This is a genomic window from Sphingobium yanoikuyae, from assembly GCF_013001025.1.
Taxonomy (GTDB): domain Bacteria; phylum Pseudomonadota; class Alphaproteobacteria; order Sphingomonadales; family Sphingomonadaceae; genus Sphingobium; species Sphingobium yanoikuyae_A.
This window is the reverse complement of the sequence record NZ_CP053021.1, coordinates 514373-539979: the sequence shown is the minus strand read 5'-3', so window position 1 is coordinate 539979 and position 25607 is coordinate 514373. Positions and strand designations below refer to the sequence as shown.

26 protein-coding genes are annotated in these 25607 nt (G+C 66.4%); 13 read left to right on the top strand and 13 right to left on the bottom strand.

Going from position 1 to position 25607, the window contains the following annotated elements:
• The first annotated feature begins 1 nt into the window (after position 1).
• Positions 2-1303 carry a CitMHS family transporter gene (locus HH800_RS02940; RefSeq protein WP_004208055.1) on the top strand — a complete coding sequence of 434 codons (1302 nt, stop codon included), beginning with the start codon at positions 2-4 and terminating at the stop codon, positions 1301-1303.
• Positions 1293-2351, top strand: coding sequence for an AbrB family transcriptional regulator (locus HH800_RS02935; protein WP_169860142.1), 1059 nt, complete (start codon positions 1293-1295; stop codon positions 2349-2351). The genes HH800_RS02940 and HH800_RS02935 overlap by 11 nt, the downstream gene beginning before the upstream one ends.
• A 21-nt stretch (positions 2352-2372) precedes the next feature.
• On the opposite strand, the gene HH800_RS02930 is transcribed toward HH800_RS02935, so the two are convergent.
• Both HH800_RS02930 and HH800_RS02925 read right to left on the bottom strand, forming a co-directional pair.
• Complete coding sequence (locus HH800_RS02930; protein WP_169860141.1) at positions 2373-3026, bottom strand: YjbE family putative metal transport protein; 654 nt, start codon at positions 3024-3026, stop codon at positions 2373-2375.
• A gap of 117 nt (positions 3027-3143) precedes the next feature.
• Positions 3144-3794 carry a DedA family protein gene (locus HH800_RS02925; RefSeq protein WP_004208058.1) on the bottom strand — a complete coding sequence of 217 codons (651 nt, stop codon included), beginning with the start codon at positions 3792-3794 and terminating at the stop codon, positions 3144-3146.
• 201 nt (positions 3795-3995) lie between these two features.
• Between HH800_RS02925 and HH800_RS02920 the strand changes: the two genes are divergently transcribed.
• Positions 3996-5042, top strand: a complete 1047-nt coding sequence (locus tag HH800_RS02920; RefSeq protein WP_169860140.1) for an NADP(H)-dependent aldo-keto reductase — start codon at positions 3996-3998, stop codon at positions 5040-5042.
• An 18-nt stretch (positions 5043-5060) separates the two neighbouring features.
• Here HH800_RS02920 and HH800_RS02915 read toward each other — a convergent pair whose 3' ends face one another.
• Entirely contained in the window at positions 5061-6401 is a 1341-nt protein-coding gene (locus HH800_RS02915; RefSeq protein WP_169860139.1) for a sensor histidine kinase, read from the bottom strand.
• A complete protein-coding gene (locus HH800_RS02910; RefSeq protein ID WP_037520247.1) occupies positions 6391-7815 on the bottom strand; it encodes a sigma-54-dependent transcriptional regulator in 1425 nt (474 codons plus the stop codon). Before HH800_RS02910 ends, HH800_RS02915 begins: the two co-directional genes overlap by 11 nt.
• A gap of 168 nt (positions 7816-7983) precedes the next feature.
• Here HH800_RS02910 and HH800_RS02905 point away from each other — a divergent pair, with 168 nt between their 5' ends.
• From HH800_RS02905 to HH800_RS02890, 4 genes are read left to right on the top strand one after another with little or no spacing between them, the layout of a single operon-like run.
• Positions 7984-8184, top strand: coding sequence for a hypothetical protein (locus HH800_RS02905; RefSeq protein ID WP_004208062.1), 201 nt, complete (start codon positions 7984-7986; stop codon positions 8182-8184).
• 52 nt (positions 8185-8236) lie between these two features.
• Positions 8237-9553 carry an efflux RND transporter periplasmic adaptor subunit gene (locus tag HH800_RS02900; protein ID WP_235682007.1) on the top strand — a complete coding sequence of 439 codons (1317 nt, stop codon included), beginning with the start codon at positions 8237-8239 and terminating at the stop codon, positions 9551-9553.
• Between the two features lie 11 nt (positions 9554-9564).
• Entirely contained in the window at positions 9565-10257 is a 693-nt protein-coding gene (locus HH800_RS02895) for an ABC transporter ATP-binding protein (protein ID WP_004208064.1), read from the top strand.
• A 24-nt stretch (positions 10258-10281) separates the two neighbouring features.
• On the top strand, positions 10282-12786 hold the full coding sequence (locus HH800_RS02890; RefSeq protein WP_169860138.1) for an ABC transporter permease: 2505 nt from the start codon (positions 10282-10284) through the stop codon (positions 12784-12786).
• 63 nt (positions 12787-12849) lie between these two features.
• Here HH800_RS02890 and HH800_RS02885 read toward each other — a convergent pair whose 3' ends face one another.
• Together HH800_RS02885 and HH800_RS02880 are read right to left on the bottom strand one after the other, a co-directional pair.
• Entirely contained in the window at positions 12850-13293 is a 444-nt protein-coding gene (locus HH800_RS02885; protein WP_169860137.1) for a pseudoazurin, read from the bottom strand.
• Positions 13294-13381: 88 nt separating this feature from the next.
• Positions 13382-13933, bottom strand: coding sequence for a rhodanese-like domain-containing protein (locus tag HH800_RS02880; RefSeq protein WP_169860136.1), 552 nt, complete (start codon positions 13931-13933; stop codon positions 13382-13384).
• Positions 13934-14017: 84 nt separating this feature from the next.
• Between HH800_RS02880 and HH800_RS02875 the strand changes: the two genes are divergently transcribed.
• On the top strand, positions 14018-14854 hold the full coding sequence (locus HH800_RS02875; protein ID WP_169860135.1) for a quinoprotein dehydrogenase-associated SoxYZ-like carrier: 837 nt from the start codon (positions 14018-14020) through the stop codon (positions 14852-14854).
• On the top strand, positions 14851-15804 hold the full coding sequence (locus HH800_RS02870) for a quinoprotein relay system zinc metallohydrolase 1 (RefSeq protein WP_169860134.1): 954 nt from the start codon (positions 14851-14853) through the stop codon (positions 15802-15804). The genes HH800_RS02875 and HH800_RS02870 overlap by 4 nt, the downstream gene beginning before the upstream one ends.
• A 13-nt stretch (positions 15805-15817) precedes the next feature.
• On the opposite strand, the gene HH800_RS02865 is transcribed toward HH800_RS02870, so the two are convergent.
• Entirely contained in the window at positions 15818-16753 is a 936-nt protein-coding gene (locus HH800_RS02865; RefSeq protein ID WP_169860133.1) for a lactate/malate family dehydrogenase, read from the bottom strand.
• Between the two features lie 16 nt (positions 16754-16769).
• On the bottom strand, positions 16770-17585 hold the full coding sequence (locus HH800_RS02860) for an HpcH/HpaI aldolase/citrate lyase family protein (RefSeq protein WP_169863200.1): 816 nt from the start codon (positions 17583-17585) through the stop codon (positions 16770-16772).
• A 77-nt stretch (positions 17586-17662) separates the two neighbouring features.
• Between HH800_RS02860 and HH800_RS02855 the strand changes: the two genes are divergently transcribed.
• Both HH800_RS02855 and HH800_RS02850 read left to right on the top strand, forming a co-directional pair.
• A complete protein-coding gene (locus HH800_RS02855) occupies positions 17663-18634 on the top strand; it encodes an SPFH domain-containing protein (RefSeq protein ID WP_169860132.1) in 972 nt (323 codons plus the stop codon).
• Between the two features lie 427 nt (positions 18635-19061).
• A complete protein-coding gene (locus tag HH800_RS02850) occupies positions 19062-19508 on the top strand; it encodes an NfeD family protein (RefSeq protein WP_169860131.1) in 447 nt (148 codons plus the stop codon).
• A gap of 112 nt (positions 19509-19620) precedes the next feature.
• On the opposite strand, the gene HH800_RS02845 is transcribed toward HH800_RS02850, so the two are convergent.
• From HH800_RS02845 to HH800_RS02835, 3 genes are all read right to left on the bottom strand, one after another.
• Positions 19621-19911, bottom strand: a complete 291-nt coding sequence (locus HH800_RS02845; protein ID WP_169860130.1) for a type II toxin-antitoxin system RelE/ParE family toxin — start codon at positions 19909-19911, stop codon at positions 19621-19623.
• A 13-nt stretch (positions 19912-19924) separates the two neighbouring features.
• Entirely contained in the window at positions 19925-20161 is a 237-nt protein-coding gene (locus HH800_RS02840) for a type II toxin-antitoxin system ParD family antitoxin (protein WP_169860129.1), read from the bottom strand.
• Between the two features lie 99 nt (positions 20162-20260).
• The gene (locus HH800_RS02835) at positions 20261-21475 is read right to left on the bottom strand and encodes a tetratricopeptide repeat protein (protein ID WP_169860128.1); all 1215 of its coding nucleotides are present in this window, start codon (positions 21473-21475) and stop codon (positions 20261-20263) included.
• Between the two features lie 92 nt (positions 21476-21567).
• Here HH800_RS02835 and HH800_RS02830 point away from each other — a divergent pair, with 92 nt between their 5' ends.
• Together HH800_RS02830 and HH800_RS02825 are read left to right on the top strand one after the other, a co-directional pair.
• Positions 21568-22062, top strand: a complete 495-nt coding sequence (locus HH800_RS02830) for a hypothetical protein (RefSeq protein ID WP_169860127.1) — start codon at positions 21568-21570, stop codon at positions 22060-22062.
• Between the two features lie 139 nt (positions 22063-22201).
• Entirely contained in the window at positions 22202-24037 is a 1836-nt protein-coding gene (locus HH800_RS02825) for a DUF885 domain-containing protein (protein WP_169860126.1), read from the top strand.
• Between the two features lie 170 nt (positions 24038-24207).
• Here HH800_RS02825 and HH800_RS02820 read toward each other — a convergent pair whose 3' ends face one another.
• Positions 24208-25056 carry a ferredoxin--NADP reductase gene (locus tag HH800_RS02820; RefSeq protein ID WP_037517339.1) on the bottom strand — a complete coding sequence of 283 codons (849 nt, stop codon included), beginning with the start codon at positions 25054-25056 and terminating at the stop codon, positions 24208-24210.
• A 136-nt stretch (positions 25057-25192) separates the two neighbouring features.
• On the bottom strand, positions 25193-25510 hold the full coding sequence (locus HH800_RS02815) for a hypothetical protein (protein ID WP_004208078.1): 318 nt from the start codon (positions 25508-25510) through the stop codon (positions 25193-25195).
• Between the last annotated feature and the right edge of the window lie 97 nt (positions 25511-25607).

Below are 25607 nucleotides of genomic sequence, written 5' to 3'. Positions count from 1 at the left end.
GATGAATCTTGCCCTGCTCGGCTTCCTGATGGTCGCCACCTTCATGACGCTGATCATGACCAAGCGGATGACGCCGCTGGTCGCGCTGATCGTCATCCCCTCGCTGTTCGGCGTGATCGCCGGTCAGGCCGCCGGCCTTGGCGACATGATGATCGACGGCATCAAGAATCTGGCGCCGACCGGCGTCATGCTGCTGTTCGCCATCCTCTTCTTCTCGACCATGACCGACACCGGCCTGTTCGACCCGCTGGTCGCCCGGCTGGTGAAGATCGTGCATGGCGATCCGCTGCTGATCCTGCTGGGCACGGTGGTGCTCTGCTCGATCGTCAGCCTCGACGGCGACGGGTCGACCACCTACATCATCACCATCGCTGCGCTGCTTCCCCTCTACAAAAGGTTCGACATGAACCGGCTCTACCTCGTCTGCCTGCTGATGGTGACGAGCGGGATCATGAACCTGACCCCGTGGGGCGGGCCGACCGCCCGCGCCGCGAGCGCGCTGAAGCTGGACCCGGCCACCCTGTTCCTGCCGCTCATCCCCGGCATGATCGCCGGCCTCGCCTTCCTGCTCGGCCTCGCCTTCTGGTTCGGGATCAAGGAACGCCGGCGCCTCGGCAAGGTGCAGGCGCGCCAGTCGGTCGCCCCGTCGGACCTGGGCGTCTCGCAATATCCCGAAGCGCGCCGGCCGCATCTGCGCTGGTTCAACGGCCTGCTGGTGGTGGCGCTGCTCGTCCTGCTGGTCTGGGGCGTGCTGCCGCTCTCGGTGCTGATGATGATCGCCTTCGCCATCGCCATGATCGTCAACTATCCCGGCGTCGCCCAGCAGAAGGAACGGATCGCCGCCCATGCCGGCAATGTCCTCTCGGTCGTGTCGCTGATCTTCGCCGCCGGCATCTTCACCGGCATCCTCGGCGGCACCGGCATGGTGGAGGCGATGAGCAAGGAAGTCGTCGGCGTCATCCCGCCCGCGCTCGGCCCCTATATGGCGCCGATCACCGCCCTGCTCTCCATGCCCTTCACCTTCTTCATCTCCAACGATGCCTTCTATTTCGGCATGCTGCCGATCCTCGCCGAAGCCGGCGCCCATTATGGCGTCGAACCGATGGCGATCGCCCGCGCCTCGCTGATGGGCCAGCCGGTCCATCTGCTCAGCCCGCTAGTCCCCTCCACCTATCTGCTGGTCAGCCTGGCAGGCGTGGACCTGGCCGATCATCAGCGCTTCACCCTGCTGCCCGCCGCCGCGGTCGGCATCGTCATGACTTTGGTCGGCATGATCGCCCTGGCCTTCCCCTTTGTCGCCTAGGGGGTTCGACACACTCCTCCGCTTCCTGGCGGCGCTTGCCGTCGGGGCGGCCGGCGGCGCGCTTTTCTGGTCGATCCATGCGCCACTGCCCTGGGTGCTCGGATCGATGGCGGCCTGCGCGGTCGCCAGCGTCGCCGGTTTGCCGATTCAGGCCTCCGCCGCCACCCGCCGCCCGATGGCGGCGGTGATCGGCGTGGTGCTGGGCAGCAGCTTTGGCCCGCATCTTCTGCCACAGGCGCGCGACTGGATCATCCCGCTCGCCGCCCTGCCCTTCTTCCTCGCCACCGCTGCGCTGCTGTGCGTCACCTATTTCCGCAAGGTCGCGAAGTTCGATCCGGCCACCGCCTATTTCGCCGGCATGCCCGGCGGCATTGCCGAAATGGTGGTGATGGGCGCCGAACGCGGCGCCGACGAACGCGCCATCGGCCTGATCCATGGCGCGCGCATCTTCCTCGTCGTCTTCATCCTGCCCTTCCTGATCCGACTCGACCATGCGCCGGTCGCCGCCAGCGCCATCACCCCGGTGACCGGCGATGTCGCCAGCTGGTCGCTGCTCTTCTGGGGGCTGGGCTGCGCGCTGCTGGGCCTGCTGATCGGCCGGCTGCTGCGCCTGCCCGCCTGGCATCTGGTCGGGCCGCTGGCAGTCAGCGCCGCCGTGCATATGAGCGGCCTCGCCGATTTCCGCATTCCCGGCTGGGCGCTGGCCGCGGCACAGGTCGGCCTTGGCGCCACCATGGGCTGCCGCTTCGTCGGCCTGACGTTGAAGGAATTGCTGCGCATCCTGGCGCTGGCGGCGGGGTCGACGGCGATCCTGCTGGCCGTCACCTTTGCCTGGGCGGCGGGGATCGGCACGCTTGCCGGGGTTGATCCGGTGCTGCTGACGCTCGCTTACTCGCCGGGCGGTCTCGCCGAAATGAGCATGGTTGCGCTCAGCCTGGCGCTGGAGCCGGGCGTCGTCGTCATCCACCATCTGACCCGCGTCATCCTGGTGCTGATCGGCGCGCCGCTCGGCTTTGCCTCCATGGGAAGGAAGAGCGGGGCCGACTGACCGGCCCCGCCATTCTTTTTATCAGAACAGGGTGATGAGGCCCGTGGCCGGGTCAATCGCGCCTTCATAGATCATCTTGCCGGCGACATAGAGGATCACGACCAGGCCGAAATAGGCGATTGCGCGATAGCGTTCGATCACGCGGGCCAGCAGGTTCGCCGCCACGCCCATCAGCGCCACCGACAGGACAAGGCCGATCACCAGGATGCCGGGATGCTCCCGCGCCGCGCCGGCCACCGCCAGCACATTGTCCAGGCTCATGCTGACGTCGGCGATCGCGACCGCCCAGGCCGCCTGGGCAAAGCCCTTGGGCGCCGCCTTTCCGGCAATATCCTCGGCATCTTCCGGTTCGCCATGCGCGCGCAGTTCGCGCCACATCTTCCAGCCGACCCAGACCAGCAACAGGCCGCCGGCAAAGACCAGGCCGACAAGCTGCATCAGCTGCGTGACCAGCAGGGCAAAGGCGATGCGCAGCACCAGCGCGGCGATCACGCCGATCGCGATCACCTTGCGCCGCGACGCTGGCGGCAGGCCGGCCGCCAGCGCGCCGACGACGATCGCATTGTCCGCCGCCAGCATGATGTCGATCAGCACCACCTGGCCAAAGGCGGCCAGCGCGGATGGAGAGCCGAGATTGGAAAAATCGGCGACTATGTGAGTCCAGATATCGTTCATAAATCCTCTCGCCGTCCCGCAAGGCAACGACGTGAAGAACATCACCGCCGCAGCGAACAGCCTATTGGGTGTGAATTGGGCCGCCGCCGATTAGCGAAGCAGCCTGTCATCAACCTTTCAGCCGCGCTGTGCGGACATGGTGCGATGCCGCTGGCGCGGCTTGTTGAAGAAACGGATCGCCAGCCACCCCAGCAGCAGCGGCACCAGGCACAGGCCCAGCGCCATCATCGCGAAATGCTCCGCCTCGAAATCGAAATGGGTCAGCCGGCCGCCGGCCAGATAGCCGGGCAGCAGCAGCGCCGGCACCCACAGCAGGGCGGACAGGATATTGGCGATCTGGAACGGGCCATGCGGCATCTTCACCACGCCCGCGACCACCGGCACGGTCGAACGGACCGGCCCCAGGAAGCGGCCGAGCAGCACCGAGATGAAGCCATAGCGGCGAAAGAAGAGCCGCGCCCGCGCAAAGGCCAGCCGATGCCCGCGCAGCCAGCGATGGCGATAGATGGCCGGCCCGACCGACCGCCCCAGCGTATAGGATACCCAGTCGCCCAGGATCGCGCCGAACACGGCGCAGGCGAACACCGGCGCCGGATCGACCAGCCCCGCCCCGATCAGCCCGCCGACCGCGATCATCGTGGCGATCGCCGGCACGAACAGCCCGATCACCACCAGCGATTCGAAAAAGGCCAGCACGCCGATGATCGGCCCGCTCCACCAGCCATAGCGGGTAATCATGTCCAGGATGAGATCAGACAGGTCAGACATGCTCGATCAACGCACCAACAGGGAAGGAGTCGCAACCTAGGGCGATCCGATGAGCCTTTGGTTAACCGATGGACGAGCTGTTTCCTGTCTGCGGCCGGACGGATGCTGTCAATGATAGTTTCTCAACCGATCCCGCCATGGCTTTGCATTTCCCGACAAACGGCTAAAAACCAGTCGCTTGCCACGAAAGGGCCATGACATATGGAATATCGCACGCTCGGTCGCACCGACCTCTGGGTCAGCCTGATCTGCCTTGGCACCATGACCTGGGGATCGCAGAACAGCGAAGCCGAAGCGCACGCCCAGCTCGACTATGCGATCGGCCAGGGCGTCAATTTCATCGACACCGCCGAAATGTATCCGGTCACCCCGGTCAGCCGCGAGACCCAGGGCCTGACCGAATCCTATATCGGCAGCTGGATCGCCGGGCGAAAGAAGCGCGACGACATCATCCTGGCGACCAAGGTGGCCGGCCCCGCCCGCGATCCCTCGCGCGGCATCCGCACCGCGGACCGGCTCGATCGCCGGAACATTGAACAGGCAATCGACGACAGCCTGCGCCGGTTGCAGACCGACTATATCGATCTCTATCAGGTCCACTGGCCCGACCGGCCGGTCCCCTCCTTCGGCGTGCGCGGCCTGTCCGCCCTGGCCGACCGGCCCGACACCGTCCCGATCGAGGAAACGCTCGATGCCCTTGCCGATCTGGTGAAGGCGGGCAAGATCCGCCATGTCGGCGTGTCGAACGAAACCCCCTGGGGCGTCAGCGAATATCTGCGCCTGGCGCGGGACCAGGGCCTGCCCCGTATCGCGTCGATCCAGAACGCCTATAATCTGCTCAACCGCGTGTTCGAAATCGGCCTGTCCGAATTTGCCCTGCGGGAAGATGTCGGCCTGCTCGCCTATTCGCCGCTCGCCGGCGGCAATCTGACCGGCAAATATCTGGGCGGGGTGATCGCGCCCGGCACCCGCCGCGACGTCGCGCGCCAGTTCGTCCGCTACGACCTGCCCGGCCAGGCGCCGGCCGCCGCCCGCTATGTCGCGATCGCCCATGCCCATGGCCTTGATCCCGCCCAGCTCGCACTCGCCTATGTCAACAGCCGCCCGTTCGTCACTGCGACGATCATCGGCGCGACCTCGCTGGACCAGCTCAGGGCCGACATCGACAGCGTCAACCTGACGCTCAGCGCCGACGCCATCGCCGCGATCGAGGCGGTCCATCGCGACCTGCCCGACCCTTGCCCCTGATCGGGGCCGGCCGCCGCACTACAGCGTCAGCCGGAACAGCGCGCCCCCCGACGGCGCGCTGTCGATCTCGATCGTGCCGTCATGCGCCAGCAGCACCTGCCGGCCAAGGCTCAGGCCGATCCCGCTGCCGGTCTTCTTGGTGGTGAAGAAGGGCAGGAAGATGTCGTGGCACAGCGCCTCGGGCACGCCGGGGCCATTGTCCGCCACCTCGATCCGGGTGCGCCCGGCGCTGATCGCGGCGATGCTCAGCGACACTTCCGGCCGGTCGCGATGGCATTCGGCTGCATCCGCTGCATTGCGCAGCAGGTTGATGACCACCTGCGCCAACAGGTCGGGATCGGCATCGATGCGATGGTCCGCCGGGCTGACCCGCACCTCCAGATGCACGCTCGCGCGATCGGCATCGGCCGCGAACAGCTTGGCCAGTTCGTCGGCAAAGGGCCGCGCCGCGAACAGGCGGCGATCGACCAGCGGCGGGCGGGTGATGGTGCGATAGGTCTCGACGAAATGCATCACCCCGTCGGCGCGCCGGGCCAGCGTATCGACGGCAGCACGGGCATCGGCGATCAGCGGATCGCCGCCATCGTCCGCCTGCGCCATCAGGTCCGACGCGGTGCGGGCGAGCGAGGTCACCGGCGTCATCGAATTCATGATCTCATGCGTCAGCACGCGGATAAGGTCGCTCTGCGCCGCCACCTCGACCGCGTTCAGCGCCTGCTGGATCACCTGCACGGCAATCACCCGCGTCGCCCCGCCCAGCCGGGTCAGGCTGGCGCAGCGGATCAGCACGCGCTGCGGCCCGATATCGGTCTCGATCAACATGGTCTGGCTGCGCCCCGGCTCCAGCGCCGTCAGCGTCGCGGCGAAATGGCCGCCATAGGGGGCATAATCGTCCGGCCGCACCCCGGCATGGCGGTTGAACAGCTTGCGCGCCGCCTTGTTCACCGGTTCGATCCGGCCATCGGGCGCGATCGTCAGCAGCGCGGCGGGCGCGTCATCGGCCAGCGCCTCGTAAAAGCGCGACGCCTCCTGCAAGCGCACCCGATCGTCGCGCAGCTTGCGGATGCCGCGATCGAGCGCCGCGCCCAGCTGGTCGAAGCCGCTGTCCGATCCCGGCCGGGCGAAGCGCGCCTGCAGGTCGCCAAACTCGATCGCCTCGACAAAGCGGGCCAGTTCGAAATTGGCGCGGCGCACATGATGCCATAGCGCCATCGCGCTGACTGCCGCGCCGATCGCGCACAGGATGCGCACGGCGCCCAGGTCCGGCGTCATCAGCGCCCAGGCGAGCGCCGCCAGGCACGCCATCGCCATGACGAGCCGCAGCGCCAGGCCGATCGAGAAGCGCCGATCAAAGCCCATGTTTTTCCATGCGACGATAGAGGGAGGCGCGGGTCAGGCCCAGTTCGGCGGCGGCGCTGGAGATATTATAGCCATGCTTCATCAGCGCGGTCTCGACCAGCCGCCGCTCGACCCGTTCCAGATTCATGTCGTCGGGTGGTGGCGGCGCCTCCACCACGGCGGCCCGGTCGATCCGGACCGGCTCCGGGCTGCCATGGCTGCGCAGCGGGATATCCTCGATGCCGAAGGGTGCGTCCCCGGCCAGGATCACCGCCCGCTCGATCGCATGGCGCAGCGCGCGGACATTGCCCGGCCAGTCATAGGCGACCAGCGCCGCCATCAGCTCGGGCGCGATCGGATGGACCGGCTGCGCATATTTGCGGGCATAGAGCGCATGATAATGGGCGACCAGCGCGGGAATATCCTCGCGCCGCTCGCGCAGCGGCGGCAGCACTATCTCGACCGTATTGAGGCGGAACAGCAGATCCTGGCGGAACCGCCCTTCGTCCGCGATCTGCCCGGCGCTCAGGTTGGTGGCGGCGATCACCCTGATGTCCACCGGCACCGGCTTGTTGGCGCCCACCGGCGTCACCTTGCGCTGCTCCAGCGCGGTCAGCAGCTTGGGCTGCAGGTGCAGCGGCAGATTGCCGATCTCGTCCAGGAACAGGGTGCCGCCATCGGCCGCCTGCAACCGCCCGATCCGGTCGGCCCGCGCATCGGTGAAGGCGCCCTTCACATGCCCGAATAATTCGGAATCGATCACGCTCTCGGCCACCGCGCCCAGGTCGACCGGCAGCATGATCCGCTCGGCCCGGCGCGATCGGCGATGCAGTTCGCGCGCGACCAGTTCCTTGCCCGTGCCATTCTCGCCCAGGATCAGCACATTGGCGTCGGTCGGCGCGGCACGGTCGATCAGTTGCTGCACCCGCGCCATCGCCGGTGACGTGCCGAGCAGCGGCGTCTCCCCGGCCGGCGCCGCCGCGATCATCGCCACCTTGTCCTTCTGCGCCACCGCCTTGCGCGACGCGCGCAGCGCCGCGGCCGTGCGCACTGTCGCCAGCAACCGCTCGTTCGACCAGGGCTTGGTCACGAAATCGGTCGCGCCGCGCTTCATCGCCTCGATCGCGACCTGCACCCCGGCATGGGCGGTAATCATCACGATCACCGCCTGCGGATCGCGCGCCAGGAAACGGCCCAGCCATTCGAACCCTTCCGCCGCATTGGTCGCCCCGCGCGAGAAATTGGCGTCGAGCAGGAACGCTTCGGGGGTCAGGCCGGCGGTCGCGGCAAAGGCGGATTCGGGGTCGCGAAAGGTCAGCACTTCGCCAAAGATCGCGCGCAGCAACAGGCGCGCGGCCAGCAATATGTCGTCATCATCATCGATGACGACGCACAGCTCGAATGGCTTCTCCTGTGTCATCCGCCCCTCTGTCATCCGTTCGCTCCCGTACAGCGCCTGTCCGGAACCGTGCAATCAATATCCGTGCCAGACCCGTCACGTCCCGGATCCCGTCCCGCACATGCCCGCAAAATGGCAACTGGCACGCCGCTTGCGACGCATCGGGCAAAGGGCATGTGCCCCAAGTCCAGATGGAGACTGACAATGTATCGCCGGCCCGGCTCCTCGCTGTCAAAACCGCTTTCGATCCTGCTCGGCATCGCCGCCACCCTGCTGGTGATGGCCGCGCCGCAGGCCGCTTCCCGGCCGTTCGGCTGCGAAGCGCCACGCCAGATGGCGGCCGAGGCCGGGCATCTCCGCTGTCCCGCCCGCGCCGGCACCGGCTGCAAGCCCTTCCTCGCCTGATGTTCGGTATCGGACAAGCAATGTTCGGAATCGGACAGTGGAGCCGCCGCGCATGAGCGTCGTCAGCATGCCCAGCGAAACGCCGCGGGCCACCGCGCCCACCAGTGGCGGCGCGATGGACCGGGTGGTGGCGCGCAAGACCCTGCCGCTGCGCGCCAAGGTCGCGCTGGGCGCCGCCGTCGCGATCGCGCTGATCGGCACCGCCTGGTATTATATGCCCAGCAGCAACAGCCAGACCCTGCCGGCCGACCGCATCGTCGTCTCCACCGTCAGCCAGGGCCGGTTCGACGATTTCCTGCCGCTGCGCGCGCGCGTCACCCCGCTCATCACCGTCTATCTCGACGCGATCGAGGGCGGCCGGGTCGAAGAAGTGCTGGTCGAGGATGGCGCCACCGTCCAGAAGGGCCAGTTGCTCGCCCGCCTGTCCAACGCCGAACTGCAACTGTCCGTCCTCGCCCGCCAGACCGAAGTGACGCAGCAGCTCAATTCGATGCGCAGCCAGGAACTGGCGCTGTCGCAGAACCGGCTCACCAACAACCGCGCCATGCTGGAGGCCGATCTCGACCTCAAGAAGGCGCAACGCCAATATGAGCGGGAAGCGCCGCTGGCCGCGCGCGGCTTCGTCGCCGGCCGGACCTTTGCCGACACGCGCGACGACCTCAGCTACCAGCGTGATCGCCGGGCCGTCCTCGCCCGCACCCAGCAGACTGACGAGCGGCTCCAGACCAGCCAGCTCGCTCAGCTGCGCGCCTCGGCCGAAACCCTCCAGTCCAGCCTCGGCGTCGCCCGCGCCAGCCTGGAGGCGCTGAACCTGCGCGCCCCGGTCGCAGGCACCGTCTCCGCCTTCTCGATCCAGGTCGGCCAGTCGATGGCGCGCGGCGAGCGACTGGGCCAGATCGACAGCCCCGGCCGCAACAAGCTGGTTGCCGGGATCGACGAATTCTACCTGCCCCGCGTCCAGCTCGGCCAGACCGCGACGGTCGACTGGAACGGCAAGAGCTATCGGATGAAGGTCGCAAAAATCTATCCGACCGTGCGCAACGGCCAGTTCGAGATCGACCTGCAATTCCTCGACGGCGAACCGCCCCAGATCCAGCGCGGCCAGACGCTCCAGGCCAAGCTGACGCTGGGCGATCCGGTGCGCGCGCGCCTCATCCCCAATGGCAGCTTCTACAATGACACCGGCGGTGCCTGGGTGTTCGTGGTGACGCCCGACGGCGGCGAGGCGGTGAAGCGCGCCGTGCGCCTGGGCCGGCGCAACGCCGACTATATCGAGATTCTCGACGGGCTGGAGCCCGGCGAGCAGGTGCTCACATCCCCCTATACCGGGTTTGCCGACAAGGATCGGCTGGTCCTCGAAAAGAAGTGAAAGGCAAAGACATGACCCAAGCATTGCTCAGCCTGCGTGAACTCAGCCGCGTCTATCGCACCGACATGGTCGAAACCACCGCGCTCGACGCGATCGACCTCGACATCTTCCAGGGCGAATTTGTCGCGATCATGGGCCCGTCGGGCTGCGGCAAGTCGACCCTGCTGAACATGATCGGCATGCTCGACAGCCCGTCGAGCGGCTCCTACCGCTTTGGCGACACCGAGATTGCGGGCCTGCCCGAACCCAGGCTGGCGGGCATCCGCAAGACGCATCTGGGCTTCATCTTCCAGAGCTTCAACCTGATCGACGAACTGAGCGTGGCCGAGAATATCGAGCTGGCCCTGCTCTATCACGCCATGCCCGCGGCCGAGCGCAAGGCGAAGGTCGAGGCGGTAATGGACCGGGTCGGCATCGCCCATCGTGCCCGCCACCGGCCCAGCCAGCTGTCGGGCGGCCAGCAGCAGCGCGTCGCCGTCGCCCGCGCGCTGGTGTCCGAACCGCGCCTGATCCTGGCCGACGAACCGACCGGCAATCTCGACACCAGCCATGGCGAGGAGGTGATGAAGATGCTCCAGACGCTCAACGCCGAAGGATCGACCATCGTCATGGTCACCCATTCGCCCGCCCATGCCGATTATGCCAGCCGCGTCGTCCATATGCTGGACGGCCGCATCCTGCAGGAACGGCGCCGCGCCGCCTGATAGCCCAAGACGGAGAGACTTCCCATGTGGCGCAATTATCTGACGGTCGGCCTGCGGTCGCTGCTCAAGAGCCGCACCTATGCGGCGATCAACATATTGGGGCTGGCGACCGGCATGGCGGCCTGCCTCATCATCCTGCTGTTCGTCCGCAATGAACTGACCTTCGACGCCTGGATGCCGCAGGCGGACCGGACCTTCCAGTTCCAGACCTATTATACCGATCCGCATGGCGGCCGCGAAAACAACCTGCAGATGGCGCCCTATGTCGCGCAGGCGGCCCTGCGGAAGGATTTCCCGCAGATCGCGGCGGCCGTCCATCTGCTGTCGGCCGGGCCGGTCGTGCTGCGCAACGGCGTCGCGACCGAAGTGGACGACATGAAATTCGTCGACGGCCCGGTGTTCGACGTGCTCGACCTGCCGCTGGTGAAGGGCGATCCGCGTACCGCGCTCGCAAAGCCCGGCGACATGGTGCTGACCGACAGCGAGGCGAAGCGCCGTTTCGGCAGCGAAGACCCGATGGGCCAGACGCTGACGCTCATCTCGCGCGGCATCTCGACCGACTATCGCGTCAATGGCGTGCTCAAGGATCTGCCCAAGGCCTCGCACCTCAAGCTCACCATGCTCGCCCGCTATGATCCGCCCAGCTACTGGGCGCAGACGCCCGATTTCCTCAGCCAATATGGCTGGCAGTCGGGCTGGATCTATGTCCGGCTGAAGCCCGGTGCCGACGTCAAGGCGATCAATGCCCAGCTGCCGCAATGGGAAAAGCGCAACATCCCCGACCAGTTTTTCGGCGGCCGCCGCTTCAACCAGGGCGACGACATGAACTTCGCCCTGGTCAATGTCCGCGACGTCCATCTCGGCCGCGCCCAGAACGGGTCGATGACGCCGGGCAATGATCGCGGCTCGATCATCACCTTCGCCATCGTCGCGCTGCTGATCCTGGGCATGGCCTGTGTCAATTTCGTCAACCTCGCTACCGCCCGCGCCAGCCAGCGCGCGCGGGAGGTTGCCCTGCGCAAGGTGCTGGGCGCCAATCGCCGCCAGCTGGTGCTGCAATTCATCGGCGAATCCATCCTGGTCTCGGCGGTGGCGATGCTGGTCGCGCTGGCGCTGACCGAATTGCTGCTGCCGCTGGTCAGCCGCTTCCTCGACGCGGACCTCAGCCTCCATTATTTCGGCAGCGGCGGCCTCATCCTGCCGATCATCGGCCTGGTGCTGCTGGTCGGCGTGGCCGGCGGCGCCTATCCCGCCTTCTACCTGTCCCGCTTCCAGCCCGCCCGCGTGCTCAAGGCCAACAAGTCGGCCGCCGATGCGGAAGGATCGGGCCGGCTGCGCAGCGCACTGGTCGTCGCCCAGTTCGCCGTGTCGATCGGCCTCATCATCTGCACCGCGGTGGTCTATGCCCAGACCCTCTACGCCCGCAATTCCGATCCCGGCTACAAGCGCGAGGGGCTGATCCAGATTTCGGGCATCAGCCGCCGCCAGCTCGACCCGGTGCTCGACACGATGGTGCGGGAAATCGAGAAGGTCGACGGCGTGACCTCGGTCGGCCGCACCAATATCGGCATCAGCACCACCAACAACACCAATAGCGGTATCCTCGTGCCCGGCCGTGAAGAGCCGATCAGCATGGGCATCTATCAGGTCGACACCAAATTCTTCGACACGATGGGCATCAAGCTGCTCGCCGGGCGGAGCTTCGACATCAACCGGCCGATCGACGACATCACCCGTCCCTTCCCGGAGGTTCCGGAGGCCGAACGGGCCTTTGCCGCGCGCGGCGCCAACACCGTGGTCAACGAACTGGCGGTCAAGCGACTGGGCTTTGCCTCACCGCAGGACGCGATCGGCAAGCAGGTCCGTGGTGGCCTGGTGCGCGACGAATTTGGCGGCAGCGTGCCCATCACCATCATCGGCGTCGTCCAGGACTCACGCTTCCGCTCGATCCGCGATCCGATGGACCCGATCTTCTTCCTCTTCGATCGCGACAATCATAACGAAATGCTGATCCGCTATCATGGCAATCCGGCGACGGTTCTGGCGCGGATCGAAAGCGTGTGGAAGCGCCTCGCTCCCGAAGTGCCCTTCACCGCCCGCTTCAGCGACGACATCGTGCGCGAAGTCTATCATGCCGAGGAAGCACGGGCCCAGGCCTTCGCCGCCTTCGCCCTGCTGGCGGTGATCGTCGGCTGCCTTGGCCTGTTCGGCCTGTCCGCCTTCACCGCGCAGCGCCGGACCAAGGAGATCGGCATCCGCAAGGTGCTGGGCGCCAGCACGGGGAAGATCGTGCAACTGCTGGTCTGGCAGTTCACCCGGCCGGTGCTGATTGCCAACCTGATCGCCTGGCCGGTCGCCTGGTGGGTGATGCGCGACTGGCTCAACGGCTTCGACTCCCGCATCGCGCTGACGCCCCTGCCCTTCCTGCTGGCAGGCGGGCTGGCATTGCTGATCGCGATCCTCACGATTGGCGCGCACAGCTTCCGCGTCGCGCGCACCAATCCGATCCACGCGCTGCGCTACGAATGACAGAGAACAGGCCGGCCATCCTGGTGGATGACCGGCCTGACCGCTTGCGGGACTGGCCCGCGCTTATTTCACCTGGGCCAGCGCCGCATTCATCCGCTTGGCGGCGAAGGGCGGCAACTTGACCGCCTTGGCCGCCATCACATCGGCCGCCGTCGGCTTGCCCACCTGCACCAGCGCCACCATGCCCATCGAATAATGGGGCATGCACTTGATGCCATAGAGGCCCGGCTTGCTGACGGTCAGCACCGCCTCCTTGTTCATCGCCCCCTTCATCGGGGTCGCGCCGGCCGGCAGCATGGTGGAGATGGTCTCGGCATTATGGCTGGGATCGGTCGGCTGGAAATGGATCACGTCGCCCGGCGCCGCCTTCACGAAAGACGGCTCGAACACCATCGCGCCATCGGCGCCCTTGTTCTTCATATGGACGGTGATGTCCTTGGCCGCGGCCGGCATCGCACTGGCCATGGCCAGGCCGCCGATGATCGCCAGCGCCGAACGATGAAGCATTTACTCTCTCCCGAAAATCAATGGTTTGAACTACCCCGTTAGCGTGCAACATGCCCAAAAACGGGGGCCAGACAATTGACCTTTGGTCCTATCGGCGCGCGGGTTGGACGGGCCTCAGGTCGCGGCCCAGATCGCGCCAGCCGTCCGTCCCCTCGGCCAGCCACCAGATGTTGCGATAGCCCATCGCCCGCAGCCGTCGCGCCGCATTCCAGCCCATCCAGCAATCCGCGCGGCAGAAGGTGACGATCATCCGGTCGCGCCTCCCGCCGGTCAGCCGCGCAACCCCGTGCGCGAACCAGTCCGCGATATCCGGCATCGGCGCGCCCCGCCCGCTTTCGGGAAACCAGTGGGCGCCGGGGATGCTCTCATGCGGCTGCGCCAGTTGCCAGCGTCCGTCCGCCTCGCGATGGCCGCCCTCGGCCGGCAGCACGTCGATCAGGATCATGTCGACATCCGGCCGCAGCCCGGCGATCGCGGCCGGCGCGATCCTGCCTACCCCCTCGGGCGGGCGATGCACCGGCCCACGATAATGGGCAATGCGATACCCCTCTGCGTCGAACAGGCCAGCCTCCTGCGCCCGCGCCTGCGTCACGCCCGGCACCAGCAGCAGCACCGCCATCAGCCCGATCCTCGCCCGCATCCCCATCCCTTCCACGCTCCACGACCCAAGGTGCAATGGTAGCCGCTTTTTCCTGGCGCTAGGCATGGACTTTGGGAGAAGAGGATGAACAGGCGCAAGACCCTGACAGCCATGGCGATGTTCTGCCTGCTGGCAAGCGGCGGCATCGCGCCCGCCCGCGCGCCCTATCCCGCCGATCCGCTGCACTCGCCGATGTGGACCGCCCATGCGCAGACCATCTTCGGCGACGATCCGGTCCGCTTCGATCCGCGCGTGAAGGTCAGCTATCCCGAAATCGCGGAAAACCAGCGCAGCTTCCCGGTCGCGCTCGACGCGCGTGGCCTCGGTCAGGACCTCGGCCCCGTCAGGCGCATGCTGATCCTGGCCGATCTCAATCCCATCCCGATCGCCATCGACTATCGCCCCGACGGCGCCGAACCTTATGTCGCCACCCGCATCAAGCTCGACCAGCGCACCCCGGTGCGCGGCGCGGTGCAACTGGCGGACGGCCAATGGCTGGTCAGCGGCGGCTGGGTCGATGCGGCGGGCGGCGGCTGTTCGGCCCCACCGGTCAGCCGGGTGAAGGGCGACTGGGCCCAGCATCTGGGCGAAATGCGAGGCGAAGCCTGGCCGATGGCCGATGGCGCCAGCCGGCTGCGCGTCACCTTCCGCCATCCCATGGACACCGGCTTCGTCGCCAATATCCCGACCTATCATATCGAACAGATGCGCGTGACCGGCGCCGACGGCGGGCTGCTCGGCGAGATGGAGATATGGGCCGCCGTGGCGGAAGACCCCGCCATCACCCTGATGCCCCGCGCCCATCCCGGCGACACGCTCTCCATCGCCGCGCGCGACACCAATGGCCGCGCCTATCTCGCCAAGGTGACCGTCGCCCGCCAGTCCCCACTGCCCACTGCCACCGGCGCGACCGGCCGATGATGCTCAACCGCCGACAGGCGCTGGCCGGCATGACCGGCGCCCTCCCGCTGCTGGCCGGCGCCGCGACGGACGAGTATCGCATCGATCCGCAGCCGGTCGCCGATGGCCTGTGGATGATCCATGGCGCCGACGAACCGATGCGCTTCGCCAATGGCGGCGCGATCGCCAATATTACGATCATCGCCACCCCGGCCGGCACGCTGCTTGTCGATGCCGGCCCCTCGATCCGCTATGGCCACATGCTCAGGAAAGTGGCGGAGACGCTGACCGGCCAGCCGGTCATACGGGTCTATGTCACCCATCTCCATCCCGACCATGGCATGGGCATCGCCGCCTTCGATCCCGCCATCGTCGCCGCCCTGCCCGGCACCATCGCCGACATGGAACGGGACGGACGCGGTTTTTCCGATGCGCTCTATCGCCTGCTGGGCGACTGGATGCGCGGCACCGACCTCGCCCTGCCGGGCCGGCGGATCGACCAGCCGGCGGAGGATTTCGGCGGCCGCCGCCTGCAACTGCTGCCGCTCGCCGGCCACAGCAATGCCGATCTCGCCTTGTTGGACGAACGCACCGGCACGCTGATCGCCGGCGACCTGCTCTTCCTCGACCGCGCGCCCAGCACCCCGACAGCAAACCTCGCCCGCTGGCGCGAGAGCCTGGATACGCTCGCCAGATTGCCGCACAAGGCGGTGATCCCCGGCCATGGCCCGTTCGATCCCGGCGGCATTCGGGCCATCGCCCAGACCCGCGACTGGCTCGACTGGCTCGACACGACGCTGCGCACCGCCGTGCAGTCCGGCCTCGACATGGTGGAGGCCGGCACTCTCCCCATCCCCGACCGCTTCGCCACCATGGCCGCCGCCCGCTACGAGCTGCAACGCAGCGTCGCCCACCTCTATCCCGCGCTGGAGGCGGAACTGCTGCCCAGGGTGGACCTGCCGGAGGGATGATCGCCGGCGATTTTCAATGGGATTCCAGCCCGTCCATGATGCCCTGCAACACCGCTGCCGACGCCCGCAGCGCCGCCCGTTCCTCCGCATCTAGGTCCGGCGCCAGCACCCGGCTCACCCCCAGCGCCCCGATCACGCAGGGCAGGCTCAGATAGACGCCCGCCACCCCGCATTCGCCATGGGCCAGGGTCGACACCGGCAGCACCACCTGCTCGTCGCGCCGCACCGCCTCGCACAGCCGCACTATCGCCGTCGCCACGCCATAGCTTGTATGGCCCTTGCCATAGTTGATCGCATAGCCCGCCCGCATCGTCTCATGCGCCAGTTCCGCCCGGTCCAGCACCGCGCCGCCGCGAAACTGGTCCAGCGTCACCCCGCCGATCCGCACGCCCGAAAAGACTGCCACCTCGCTGTCGCCATGCTCGCCCAGCACCTGTCCCTCGACCGACACCGGCGCCACCCCCAGCCGATCGGCCAGCCGCCGGCGAAAGCGCGCACTGTCGAGCAGCGTCCCGGTGCCGATCACCTGCCCCATCGGCAGGCCCGACGCGCGCTGCGCCACCTGCGCCATCGCATCGACCGGGTTGGACGCGACGATCATCACCCCGCCAAAGCCCGCTTCCACCACCCGCCGCGCACAGTCCGCCACGATGGCAGCGCTGCGCCCGGCGACTGACAGCCGGCTTTCCTCGCCATGGGTGGTCGCGCCGGCCGTGATGACCACGATCGCCGCGTCGCCCGCATCCCGATAATCGCCGCGCAGGACATGGGCCGGCCGCGCCAGCGCATTGGCGTCGGCAATGTCCAGCGCCTCGGCCTGCGCGCGCGGCCCGTCCGCATCGATCAGCATGATCTGCGTGAACAGCCCGCGCAGCATCATCGCATAGGCGGCCGTGGCACCGACATGGCCGGTCCCGATGATCGCAACCTTGTCGAACCGCACCGCCATGCCTTGTCGCCTTTCGCTATTGCCCGACCGCCTCCGCCCGCGCCACCAGCGCCCGCGCCTCGTCGACATGCATCGCCTCGATCATCCGCCCCTCGAAGCGCTCGGCCCCGCCAGTCGCCGCCTCGATCAGCCGGCGCGCATCCGCCACCGCCTGCGCGTCCGGGCCGAACGCCTGGTTCGCCACCGGCACCTGTCCGGGGTGGATCAGCGTCTTGCCGTCAAAGCCGAAGCCATGCCCCTCGGCGCATTCCGCCTCCAGCCCCGCCTCGTCGTCCAGCCGGTTGAACACGCCGTCGAACACCGCGATCCCCGCCGCCCGCGCCGCCAGCACCACGCTCTGCAGCACATGGGCCAGCCCCGCCCGCCCGGCCGACGGCGGAATGCTCAGATCCTTGCGCAAATCATTGGTACCCACGAACAAAGCGGCGCAGCCCTCGCCCGCTGCGATCGCCGGCGCCGCCAGCACGCCCTTCGCGCTCTCGATCATCGCGATCACCGGCTTCTGCGCGACGGAATAGACATCCTTCACCTGCTTGGCATTCTCGACCTTGGGCAGCACCACATAGTCGACCGCGGTGCGCTTGAGCGCCACCATCTCCGGCCCATGCGAGGGCATCCCCTCGACATTGATCCGCACCGCCATCAGCCGCCCGCCAAAGCCCTCGCCCACGGCCTCCACCGCCGCGTCCAGCGCCGCCGCCTTGTCCGCGTCGGGCACCGCATCCTCCAGGTCCAGGATCACCATGTCGCACGCCAGCGTGCGCGCCTTGGCCACCGCGCGCGGATTGGACGCGGGCAGGAACAGCAGGGATCGGGCGTGGCGCAACTGCATCTTATGTCTCTCCATCACTTTGCCTTTTCCCGTTAACGAATAGCCGCCATAGTGATCTCCTTCTCTGGGGAGGACATATGGTGACGACCTTCGCACTCACGGTCACGTTTCTGGTGCTCTTCTACCTGGCGGTCAGCGTCAAGGTGGTGCGGCAGGGCTATCAATATACCATCGAGCGTTTCGGCCGCTTTACCGAGGTGGCGAAGCCCGGCCTCAATTTCTACCCCGCCTTCTTCTACGCCGTCGGTCGCAAGATCAACATGATGGAGCAGGTCGTCGACATTCCGGGGCAGGAAATCATCACCAAGGACAATGCCATGGTGTCGGTCGACGGCGTCGTCTTCTTCCAGGTGCTCGACGCCGCCAAGGCCGCCTATGAAGTGTCCGAACTCTATGTCGCCATCATGCAGCTCGCCACCACCAATTTGCGCACCGTGATGGGCTCGATGGACCTCGACGAAACCCTGTCGAAGCGCGACGAGATCAACGCCCGCCTCCTCTCCGTGGTCGATCATGCCACCAACGCCTGGGGCATCAAGATCACCCGCGTCGAACTCAAGGACATCCGCCCGCCCGCCGACATCGTCAACGCCATGGGCCGGCAGATGAAGGCGGAGCGCGAGAAGCGCGCCAACATCCTGGAAGCCGAGGGCCTGAAAAGCAGCGAGATCCTGCGCGCCGAGGGCCAGAAACAGTCGCAGATCCTGGAAGCCGAAGGCCGCCGCGAAGCCGCCTTCCGCGATGCCGAGGCGCGCGAGCGCGAGGCGGAAGCCGAAGCCAAGGCGACCCAGATGGTGTCGGACGCGATAGCCGCGGGCAATCCGCAGGCGCTCAATTACTTCATCGCCCAGAAATATACCGACGCGGTGCAACAATTCGCCACCTCGCCCAATGCCAAGACCATCCTCTTCCCGGTCGAGGCGACCCAGCTGATCGGCACGCTCGGCGGCATCGGCCAGCTCGCCAAGGAAGCGCTGGCCGACACCCCCACCCCACCCGCGCCACCCGCCGCGCCACGCCGGGGACCGTTCGGCCAGACCCAGGGCTGAGGAAGGTGGCGATGCGAGGCCATCGGGCAGCACTGCCAAGCCAAGCCGGCTGGGCCGCCGCCCACCCCATCGCCATCCCGCGCGCCCAAAGAGCCACCATCACCCCGAAGCGCCCACCACCTCCGTTCGCTTCGAGCCAAGTCGAGAAGCCAGCAGCGCAGCGCTCACCCCAAACACCGTTCGGGCTGAGCGAAGTCGAAGCCTCCCCTGAGCGAAGTCGAAGGGGGCGCCTTTCTTCCAAAGGCAAAGGGCTTCGACAAGCTCAGCCCGAACGGATTGTGTTTCGCCCCACCCACCCCCGTCATTCCCGCGAAAGCGGGAATCCATCTCCCGCACTTTCCGCTATCCACGAGGCCGGAGCAATTGCGCCCCGCCGCCACCGAAACGACACAAAACCACCCCACCCCACCAACCACAGGACCACCCCATGACCGACTGGCTCACCCTGCTCCAGGATCATTGGGCCTGGCTGGTCTTCGCCGCGCTGCTGGCGATTGCGGAGGTGCTGATCCCCGGCGTCTTCCTGATCTGGATCGCGATCGCCGCCGCCATCACCGGCCTCGCCGCGCTGGCGCTGCCGATCGGCATTCCGCTCCAGCTGCTGATCTTCGCCGCGCTCTCGGTCATTTCGGTCTGGGCCGGGCGGCGCTGGTATGTGGACAATCCGGTGCCCTCGACCGACCCCAATCTCAACGACCGCACCGCCCGCCTGATCGGCGAACTGGTGACCGTCGTGGAACCGATCCGCGGCGGCGAAGGCCGGGTCAAGGTCGGCGACAGCGTCTGGACCGCCCGCGGCCCGGATAGCGAAGCGGGCGCGCGGGTCCGCGTGACCGGGGCCGAGGGCGCAGTGCTGCGGGTGGAGGGCACCTGACCCCACCCCAATAAACCACCGTCATCCCGGACTTGATCCGGGATCCATTCAGCACTCGTCCCCGATCGTAGCACCACGCGCGCGCACCACAACGAGCGGAGCGACCGCTCCTTCAGGCCAAATACCGCCCCGTATCCTGTCGCCCATGCAGGACACGGACAATGGCCAGATGATCGCCACCGTCGCGATAATAGATCATGTGCGATCCCGCTGGCGCCTTGCGATAACCGGCCCGCACATCGACCGGCAGCCCCGGCCGCCGCCCATCCGCCAATGCCAGACAGACATCGCGGATCGCATCGATATAGAGATCGGCCTGATCCGCGCCCCAGGTCGCCGCGCTATAATCCCAGATGTCGGACAGATCGGCCTGCGCCGCCGGCGTAAAAAGCAGCCGCTTCACCGCCCCGCCCGCCTCAGCCGCCGCGCTTGGCCGCCTTGAACGCCTCAAAATCAAACGGCGTCGCTGCGCCCGACTCCTCCCCGGCAATCAGCGCCGCCTGCAACGCCTGCACCTGCGCCTCACGCTCTTCCAGCAAGCGCAGCCCCGCCCGCACGACATCGCTCGCCGATCCATAGCGACCGGTCTGCACCTGATCGCTGATGAAGCGGGTAAAATGATCGCCGATCGTCACCGATGTGTTGCGCGCCATCGCCGCACCTTCCTGTCGCAGAGCGAGGCGAGGATATACCCAAAAATATTACAGCTCAATTGGAGGCAATGTTAAGAACCAGCATATCCTTTGCGCCTCTCAATGCTGCCGCCCATGCCCTGCATCGAGCCGGTTCAGTTCCAAGAGCCTTTCGGTGTCCGCCTTGCCCTTTTCGGTCTCGCCAAGACGATCGTAAATTTCCGCGCGCAAGGTGATTGCCCACCTGTCGCGGCGATTGCCCGCTATCGCCTGCGTAAGATATTCAATTGCCCGGCGCGGATCGTTGACCTTGAGACTGCGCAACGCCTGCTGGTGCAAAAGAACGGTGCTTTCCTCATCGACTGCACCAATAGCGCCAAGATCCTGCCACGCCTTGGCCTTCTCCTTTTTCCAGGCATATGCGAGCCGGCGATTTTCCAGAGCCTGGGGGTCGTCAGGCTTCAGCTCAACTACTCGATTGAAATCCTTGATTGCGAGATCGAACTCCTGCCTGTTCAGGTAGAGCGCTGCTCTGTTCTCATAAGCCTCGTCGTTCCGATCGTTGAAAGATATTGCCTTGGTATAGGCATCCAAAGCTTGGTTTGGCTGACCCAAGCCCCCATAGACCAAACCTAAATTATACCAGGCAGCGGAGCTTTCGGGATCAAGCCGGATCGACTCCGCATAATCGCGTTGAGCCTGCCGATAATGTTTAAGTTCGTAATGGGCATTACCCCGCGATAACAGAAAGTCTGACCGATCGCTGGCGCGCGCATCACCTGCCAGCAACTGATTACAGGCGGCTACAGCCTCGCTCGGTGAGAAATGGTCTTCATAATTTGAGCATTTGCCGCGCATCGCACGATCCGGCGCTTCGCCAGCAGTCACAAAAGCCAGCCAGAGGAACAGACACCCCAGAAAGCCGTTCCAGGCCACCGAAACCCAGAAACGCTTGGGTTGCTCAGTTCGCTCATAAATCCGTGAAAAACCGCGAACCAGCGGTTCGATCTGTCCGCAAACTATCCCTCTACATACCGTCCACAGCGACCAAAGACCGCCTGCTGCAATCAACAGCGGAAAAAAGGAAGGTGATCGCGCGAAATTTTCGGCAGTGGATGTGAAGATGAAGCCGGCCAACGCAACCAGTCCAATGACGATCAGGACATTTCGATAGAAGTGTTGAGGAGTCCGCCAACTGAAATCCTTTGGAGGAGCAGTCACGTCGTGTCGCGCCGGGCTATCGGACAAATAACGGTAGACATACAGCGCAGGCGTATAAGCCGCGGCAGCAAGCGCAATCAGAATCCAGCCTTGAACCGGCATTTCAGGCAACATTCCATGCGATTGCCCCATGAAATGAATTTCTGCAAGCAGGCCATATATCGTTCCCTGTCCTACACCTCCCGCCCCATGATAGCCTCGCCGGCATGACCGACATGCCCCTTCTCCATTTCACCTCCGTCCCGATGCTGCGCCGGCGCGCGTCGGGCTGGTCGCCGGCCGCGCAGCGGGCCTTTATCGACATGCTGGCGCGCTGCGGCGTGGTGGCGCAGGCGGCGCGCAGCGTCGGCTGTTCGCCGCGCTCGGCCTATCAGCTGCGGCAGAAACAGGGGGCAGAGAGTTTTGCCGCCGCCTGGGACTGGGCGCTGGAAATGGGGCTGGACGCCGCCCGTGCCCAGGCGATCGCGCTGACCCGCTGTGCGCAGGTCCGCCCCATCATCCGGCGCGGCGTGGTGGTCGGCCATCGCCGCGCGCCCGACAATCGGGTGATGCTGGCGGCGATGCGCACCATCTGTGCCGAGCGCAGCGGCGCCCGCGCCGCCATGCCCCATCGCCAGCGCATCGCCCTGCGCGATCTGGTCGCGGAACTCACGATCAGCGCGCCGGAGATCGACCTTGGCTGCATCGCCCGATTATTATGATCTGTCGCAGGTAGGAAATAAGATGTCGAAATGTGCGGGAAATATGCGAAGTTAAGAGAGCGATTTCCAATCCGGCGCCCCGCCGGATGACTCGGAAATCGCGCCAGCCGCGTGATTTCCTACGGAGACCCTTTTCGCCATGACGACCTCCCGCCGCGATTTTCTCGTCGCCGGCTCCTCCGCCCTCGCTTTGTCCGCGCTCCCCGCCCGCGCCCTGGCGCAGGCGACCAGCGCAGACGCCCGCGCCGAAACCCTGCTCGCCGGCATGGCCGAAGCGATGCTGGCCGATGCGCCCGAAACGGCGAGCGGCCTTGGCCTCGACACCGGCGCCCGCGCCCCGCTGAAAGCGCGCCTTGGCGACAAGAGCCCGGCCGGCCAGGCCCGGATCGCCGCCCATGTGAAGGATCGCCTGACCCAGCTGCGCGCCATCGATCTCGACGCCCTGTCGCCCGCCACCCGCACCGATGTGGAGGTGGTGCGCGCCGCCCATGAACTGGCCGATGCCGGCTTCGCCTTCCCCTTTGGCGACATGGCGATGATGAACAGCAACTGGTCCTATCGCAACGCGCCCTATGCCGTCGCGCAGAATACCGGCGCCTTCATCGAGACGCCCGATTTCCTCGACGCCAATCATGGCATCGCCACCCCGGCCGACGCCGACGCCTATCTCGAACGCCTCACCCAATATGCCGCCAATCTCGACGGCGAGACCGAGCGGTTGAAGCATGACGCCGGCATCGGCGTCGTCGCCCCCGCCTTCCTGCTCGACAAGACGCTGGGCCAGATGAAGGCGGTGCAGGGCCAGCCGATCGACCAGTGGGTGCCGGTCGCCTCGATCGCGCGCCGCACCCGCGACATGCAGGGCGATTATGCCGCCAAGGCGGAACGGATCACCCGCACCGCCATCGCCCCCGCCCTTGCCCGCCAGGCCGCCGAACTCACCCGCCAGCGTGGCCTTGCCACCATGGATGCGGGCGTGTGGAAATTGCCGCAGGGCGATGCCTATTATGGCTGGGCGCTGCAGGCCGGCACCACCACCACCATGTCGCCAGACGAAGTCCATGCGCTGGGCCAGGAACAGCTCAAGGCCCTCCAGTCGGAAATGGACCGGCTCTTGAAATCCCTCGGCATGACCAAGGGGACCGTGGGCGAGCGGATGACGGCGATGGGCAAGGATCCGCGCTATCTCTTCCCCAATGACGACAAGGGTCGCCAGCAGATCCTCTCCTATATCGACGGGCGCCTCGCCGATATCCGCACCCGCCTGCCCCGCGCCTTCGCGACTTTGGTGCCGGCCAAGCTGGTGGTGAAGCGGGTGCCGGTGGAGATCGAGGCCGGGGCGCCGGGCGCCTATGCCGGCGCGGGCACGATCGACGGCAGCGTGCCGGGCAATTATTATATCAACCTGCGCGATACCAGCATCTGGCCGCGCTATTCGCTGCCGACGCTTTGCTATCATGAGGGGATTCCGGGCCATATCTGGCAGGGCGAATATACCTACAAGCTCCCCCTGATCCGCTCCATGCTCGCCTTCAACGCCTATTCGGAGGGTTGGGCGCTCTATGCCGAGCAGCTGGGCGACGAGTTGGGCGCCTATGATGGCGATGTCGCCGGGCGGCTGGGCTATCTCCAGTCGATCGCCTATCGCTGCTGCCGTCTGGTGGTCGACACCGGCCTCCATGCCAAGCGCTGGACCCGCGAACAGGCGATCCACTGGTTCGCCACCACCAACGGCTCCACGGTCGAGGATGTGCAGGGCGAAGTCGACCGTTATTGCGCCTGGCCGGGCCAGGCCTGCGGCTACAAGGTCGGCCATGGCGAAATCGTCCGCCTGCGGGCACAGGCGCAACAGGCGCTGGGCGACAAGTTCGACTTCCGCCTGTTCAACGACGCCGTGGTCAAGGGCGGCGGCGTGCCGATGACCGTGCTGGCGAAAAATGTCGACGCCTATGTCGCCCAGAGGAAGGGGGCGTAAAAGAACCGTTCGGGCTGAGCGAAGTCGAAGCCTTCTGCCGAACGCAGTGAGGCACCTCGCTCCGCTCGGCGCGTCCTTCGACTTCGCTCAGGACGAACGGACCTGACGCAACAAAAAAAGGGCCGGAGGATCGCTCCCCCGGCCCTTCCCTATTCTCGCTGCCGCAGCGCTTAGCCTACAAACGCGCGCTCGATCACGAACTGACCCGGCGCCGCGTTGGAGCCTTCGGTGAAGCCCTGTTCCTCGAAATAGGCCGCGAACTGCTTGATCATCTCCATGCTGCCGCACATCATGATCCGGTCGGTTTCGGGATCGAACTTCGCCGCGCCCGGAATCCCCTCGAACAGCTTGCCGCTCTCGACCAGCTTGTCGATGCGCTCATTGTTGGGGAATTCTTCGCGCGTCACGGTCGGCACATAATGGAACTGGCCGGCGGCCTGCTCCGATACCAGCGGGTCTTCGGCCCACTTGCCTTCCATCTCTTCGCGGAAGGCCAGGTCGCTCACCCGGCGCACCGAATGCACCACCACGACCTGCTCATAGAATTCATACACATCCGGGTCGCGCGGCAGGCTCAGGAACGGCGCCAGGCCGGTACCGGTCGACAGCATGAACAGCCGCTTGCCCGGCAGCAGCGCGTCGGTCACCAGCGTGCCGGTCGGCTTGCGGCCAAGATAGATCTGGTCGCCCGGCTCGATCTTCTGCAGCTTGCTGGTCAGCGGACCATCCTGCACCTTGATCGACAGGAATTCGATTTCCTCGTCCCAGGCCGGGCTGGCGATCGAATAGGCGCGCAGCAGCGGCTTGCCATTATCGCCCTTCAGGCCGATCATGATGAACTCGCCCGAACGGAAGCGGAAGCTTGCCGGGCGGGTGATGCGGAAGCTGAACAGATGCTCGTTCCAGTGCTTCACCGACAGCACGGTTTCCACGGAAAGCGCGCCGGTGGGTTCCAGAACCGGCTTTTCGATCGTCACGTCGGTCAAGACCTTATCCTTGCATTTCGTCGGCGCCGCCATGATAGGGCGGCGCTAGTTGCGGATCATTCGCAATAATGGTGTAGTCCGCAAATGGCCCCACCGCATCGCGAAGGCAAGGCCAAAAAAACTTGGGGGCAACCAAGGGCCGGCTTTGCCGGCCCGCGCCGCAACCTGTTCAGCCGAACAGCCCCTTGGCCAGGCCGCTCAGCTCGTTGAGCGGATTGCCGTCGCCATCGCGGTCCAGGAAGCCGCCAAGCTGGCCCAATATCGCCTCCGGCCCGCCAAACTGGCCCAGCAGCTGCTGCAGCGCATCGGCCGACACGCCATGCTCGGCCGCCGTCTCGGCCAGCGCCGACACGCTGGTCTCGCCGCTGCCGATCTTGGCGCCGATCTCGTTCAGCAGGCCCTGCATCTGTTCCGGCTCCAGCCCGACCTTCTGCGCGATCGCTTCCAGCCCGCCCAGATTGCCCATCAGATTGTCGAACATGCCCATGCTAATCTCCGCTGCCATGATAGGCGGTCAGCATAGCACCGCCGCGCTCCCGCCAAAAGCAAAAGAGCCGGAGCGTTTCCGCCCCGGCCCCTTCACT

What these genes read in the sequence shown, in the direction of transcription:
- HH800_RS02870 (WP_169860134.1), top strand. Translation starts at nt 14,851, where the DNA reads ATGATGCTCAACCGCCGACAGGCGCTGGCCGGCATGACCGGCGCCCTC.
- HH800_RS02865 (WP_169860133.1), bottom strand. Translation starts at nt 16,753, where the DNA reads ATGGCGGTGCGGTTCGACAAGGTTGCGATCATCGGGACCGGCCATGTC.
- HH800_RS02855 (WP_169860132.1), top strand. Translation starts at nt 17,663, where the DNA reads ATGGTGACGACCTTCGCACTCACGGTCACGTTTCTGGTGCTCTTCTAC.
- HH800_RS02880 (WP_169860136.1), bottom strand. Translation starts at nt 13,933, where the DNA reads ATGCGGGCGAGGATCGGGCTGATGGCGGTGCTGCTGCTGGTGCCGGGC.
- HH800_RS02940 (WP_004208055.1), top strand. Translation starts at nt 2, where the DNA reads ATGAATCTTGCCCTGCTCGGCTTCCTGATGGTCGCCACCTTCATGACG.
- HH800_RS02925 (WP_004208058.1), bottom strand. Translation starts at nt 3,794, where the DNA reads ATGTCTGACCTGTCTGATCTCATCCTGGACATGATTACCCGCTATGGC.
- HH800_RS02835 (WP_169860128.1), bottom strand. Translation starts at nt 21,475, where the DNA reads ATGTTGCCTGAAATGCCGGTTCAAGGCTGGATTCTGATTGCGCTTGCT.
- HH800_RS02820 (WP_037517339.1), bottom strand. Translation starts at nt 25,056, where the DNA reads ATGGCGGCGCCGACGAAATGCAAGGATAAGGTCTTGACCGACGTGACG.
- HH800_RS02885 (WP_169860137.1), bottom strand. Translation starts at nt 13,293, where the DNA reads ATGCTTCATCGTTCGGCGCTGGCGATCATCGGCGGCCTGGCCATGGCC.
- HH800_RS02830 (WP_169860127.1), top strand. Translation starts at nt 21,568, where the DNA reads ATGACCGACATGCCCCTTCTCCATTTCACCTCCGTCCCGATGCTGCGC.
- HH800_RS02930 (WP_169860141.1), bottom strand. Translation starts at nt 3,026, where the DNA reads ATGAACGATATCTGGACTCACATAGTCGCCGATTTTTCCAATCTCGGC.
- HH800_RS02890 (WP_169860138.1), top strand. Translation starts at nt 10,282, where the DNA reads ATGTGGCGCAATTATCTGACGGTCGGCCTGCGGTCGCTGCTCAAGAGC.
- HH800_RS02825 (WP_169860126.1), top strand. Translation starts at nt 22,202, where the DNA reads ATGACGACCTCCCGCCGCGATTTTCTCGTCGCCGGCTCCTCCGCCCTC.
- HH800_RS02840 (WP_169860129.1), bottom strand. Translation starts at nt 20,161, where the DNA reads ATGGCGCGCAACACATCGGTGACGATCGGCGATCATTTTACCCGCTTC.
- HH800_RS02915 (WP_169860139.1), bottom strand. Translation starts at nt 6,401, where the DNA reads ATGGGCTTTGATCGGCGCTTCTCGATCGGCCTGGCGCTGCGGCTCGTC.
- HH800_RS02910 (WP_037520247.1), bottom strand. Translation starts at nt 7,815, where the DNA reads ATGACAGAGGGGCGGATGACACAGGAGAAGCCATTCGAGCTGTGCGTC.
- HH800_RS02895 (WP_004208064.1), top strand. Translation starts at nt 9,565, where the DNA reads ATGACCCAAGCATTGCTCAGCCTGCGTGAACTCAGCCGCGTCTATCGC.
- HH800_RS02920 (WP_169860140.1), top strand. Translation starts at nt 3,996, where the DNA reads ATGGAATATCGCACGCTCGGTCGCACCGACCTCTGGGTCAGCCTGATC.
- HH800_RS02875 (WP_169860135.1), top strand. Translation starts at nt 14,018, where the DNA reads ATGAACAGGCGCAAGACCCTGACAGCCATGGCGATGTTCTGCCTGCTG.
- HH800_RS02850 (WP_169860131.1), top strand. Translation starts at nt 19,062, where the DNA reads ATGACCGACTGGCTCACCCTGCTCCAGGATCATTGGGCCTGGCTGGTC.
- HH800_RS02905 (WP_004208062.1), top strand. Translation starts at nt 7,984, where the DNA reads ATGTATCGCCGGCCCGGCTCCTCGCTGTCAAAACCGCTTTCGATCCTG.
- HH800_RS02860 (WP_169863200.1), bottom strand. Translation starts at nt 17,585, where the DNA reads ATGCAGTTGCGCCACGCCCGATCCCTGCTGTTCCTGCCCGCGTCCAAT.
- HH800_RS02900 (WP_235682007.1), top strand. Translation starts at nt 8,237, where the DNA reads ATGAGCGTCGTCAGCATGCCCAGCGAAACGCCGCGGGCCACCGCGCCC.
- HH800_RS02815 (WP_004208078.1), bottom strand. Translation starts at nt 25,510, where the DNA reads ATGGGCATGTTCGACAATCTGATGGGCAATCTGGGCGGGCTGGAAGCG.